This window comes from Actinocatenispora comari (assembly GCF_017312725.1).
Classification (GTDB): domain Bacteria; phylum Actinomycetota; class Actinomycetes; order Mycobacteriales; family Micromonosporaceae; genus Actinocatenispora; species Actinocatenispora comari.
On sequence record NZ_BOPO01000006.1, the window covers coordinates 224,804 to 227,625 of the forward strand.

Sequence of the window (2,822 nt, forward strand, 5' to 3'; positions counted from 1 at the left end):
GTCATCGTGAGTTGTTCGGCCGCGACTGCCTCGGGCAGCTGTGCGGTGGCGCGGATGGCGTCCTCAACGCCGGCGTACCCAGCAGCGCGCACGCGCTGCTCCACCGCTCCGCCCAGGCCCAGCTTGACCCGCATGCCCTGGACATAGGACAGAGTCATCGTGAGTTGTTCGGCCGCGACTGCCTCGGGCAGCTGTGCGGTGGCGCGGATGGCGTCCTCAACGCCGGCGTACCCAGCAGCGCGCACGCGCTGCTCCACCGCTCCGCCCAGGCCCAGCTTGACCCGCATGCCCTGGACATAGGACAGAGTCATCGTGAGTTGTTCGGCCGCGACTGCCTCGGGCAGCTGTGCCGTGGCGCGGATGGCGTCCTCAACGCTGGCGTATCCGAGAGCGCGAACCCGCCGCTCGACGGCCGCTCCCGCCAAGCCCAGTTTCACACGCACGCGACGCACACGTTTCACGGATACGCCCAGCTCACGTGCCGCGGCCGGCTGCGACAGGTGTGCCGTGCTGCGGATCGCATCTTCGATGGTGGCGTAGCCGGCAAGCGGCGAATTCGGCTTCCGTCCCGGCTTGTTACATGATGCGAGAGGCATTTGCGAGCGATGCTTCATCGACTCCATGGGCAACTGAGTCGCCACGTTCGGTGCGTGCGTGTCAGCAGTCGTGAGGACCGCGGCGCCGAGATCAGCACTCGCTTCTGATGGCTTCATCGGATTCCCATTCTAGCCTGCCCCATCCGGTCCGCCTCCACTGCATGCTCAACTCGTCGCATTGCCAGACGAAGTCTCTTGCCTTGCAGGGCCTAGGAAATAGAGTAGACCATGTGCCATGATGACTAACCTAAACGTAGTCCGAGCCGAGAAGAGACGCTACATGGCCGGCACCAAATGCGCAGTCGTCATCGGCGCCAGCATAGCTGGATTGCTGACAGCCCGCGCACTCAGCGAGAAGTTCGAGCAGGTCATCGTCTTGGAACACGATAGCCTTCCCACCACTCCGGTATCTCGGAAGAAGGTGCCACAGAGTCGTCAACTTCACGTCCTGCTCGCCAAAGGCGCCCAGGTCCTCGACGAGTTGTTCCCCGGGTTCACCGATGACCTGGTCGCAGCTGGCGCGGTACGGAGCGATCCTCAGGTCGACACCACATACTGTCTCGACGGACACCCGCTCGCGTCCGCCCCGTCTGGTATCACCACGCTGGGTATCAGTCGGCCTTACGTTGAGTACGAGATTCGGCGCCGTGCCAGCGAGCTGCCCAACGTGGAGATCCGGGACAACGTAGAGGTAACAGGGATCGTTCTCGGTGACGACCACAGCACAATCACCGGGGTAAATCTTCTGAACGGCTCGGTGTCGGCTGACCTTGTAGTAGATGCCGGTGGTCGATACTCCCAGGCGCTGAAGTGGCTCAACGAGCTGGGAGTGCCCATGCCTAGCTGTTCACAGGTGGATCCTGGCGTGGTCTACGTCACGCGACATTACCAGCGTGAACGACACCACCTTGACGGCAGAAACGGAATGCTGGTCGTTCCGTATCCAGAATGCCCGCGTGGTGCCGGCATCGTCCCCGTCGAAGGAAATCGCTGGGCCGTCGTCCTGTTCGGACTATTCGATGTCGATCCAGGTACCACCGATTCCAGCATGTCCAAGTTCGCAGAATCTCTACCGACCCCCGCCGTGGCCAAACTAATTCGAGACGCGGAGCCAGTTGACGACGCCGTCAGGATGCGTTATCCGTCGAGCAGGTGGTGGCACCTGGAACGACAGCGACGACATCTCCATGGCCTGCTTGTGGTCGGTGACGCACTGTGTAGCTTCAACCCCACCTACGGCCAGGGCATCTCGGTAGCGGCAATGGAGGCGATGACGCTGCGAGACCTCATCACAGGGGATGCAGAGAGACTTCCCGCCAAGTTCTACCAGGCGGCAGCAAAGATCATCAACATCGCATGGTCCCTGTCCGCCGGAGGAGACATGCGATTTTCCCAGATCAAGGGAAAGCGTACAACTTCCGGCAAGGTAATCAACAGCTACCTGAATCGGTATAGGCTCGCCGCCGGAACGGACCCAATACTAGGCAAGGCATTTCTGGAGACCGCTAACATGCTGGCACCCGCCGCCAAGCTGCTAACTCCCGCCAAAATTGCCCGTACCCTGAGGGGAAGCAGGCGCGCTACACGTATCGCTGAATGAGTTGGAGGAGGCAAGGGGTGGCGAGAGCCCACGGCCGCGGACGGTCACCCAGTGCCGACGCCCGCACAGCACGCCGCTCGGCTGGTCAACACCTGCGCTTCGTCAGCTGTCCCACCAGCGTCGGCCTAGTTGTTGTGGTTCGTGAGGTTGTTGACGCCGGGGAGGTAGTTGGGCCGCTAGCAGGGACGGGTCTCCTGGCGGTCAGGATGTGAAGCGCTGACAACACGCCCTGGCCGTCGAGGAGACCCGTCGTGTCCCACCGTAATGCCCCGTTGACCCCGGCCGGCAGGCTGCGTCTGGTCCGACGCTGCCACACCCGTCCGATCGCGCATGTGGCCGCTGAGGCAGGCGTGTCACGGCAGTGTCTGTCGAAGTGGGTCAACCGGTACCGGGCCGAAGGCGAGGCGGGTCTGGTCGACCGGCGCTCCAGGCCACGGCGTAGCCCGCATCGACTCGACCAAGCGGTCGTGGACCGCATCGAAGACCTGCGCCGGCACCGGAAGCTGTCCGCGCGGTTGATCACGGTCGAGTTGGCGGCAGAAGGCATCACCGTCAGCATCACGACCGTGGGTCGCTGGCTACGACGGCTGGGCTTGTCGCGCCGCCGTGACCTGGATCCCAGCGGA

At 63.2% G+C, this 2,822-nt stretch carries 3 protein-coding genes; 2 read left to right on the forward strand and 1 reads right to left on the reverse strand.

Annotation, left to right across the window (positions count from 1 at the left end; all coding sequences use genetic code 11):
• Positions 1-713, reverse strand: a 713-nt coding sequence (locus NUM_RS03905; protein ID WP_207123147.1) for a hypothetical protein, incomplete at its 3' end; no start/stop codon positions are given.
• A gap of 163 nt (positions 714-876) precedes the next feature.
• Here NUM_RS03905 and NUM_RS03910 point away from each other — a divergent pair.
• Positions 877-2,196, forward strand: coding sequence for an FAD-dependent oxidoreductase (locus NUM_RS03910; RefSeq protein ID WP_207123148.1), 1,320 nt, complete (start codon positions 877-879; stop codon positions 2,194-2,196).
• Positions 2,197-2,447: 251 nt separating this feature from the next.
• On the forward strand, positions 2,448-2,822 hold a 375-nt coding region (locus tag NUM_RS03915; protein ID WP_207123149.1), incomplete at its 3' end, for a helix-turn-helix domain-containing protein.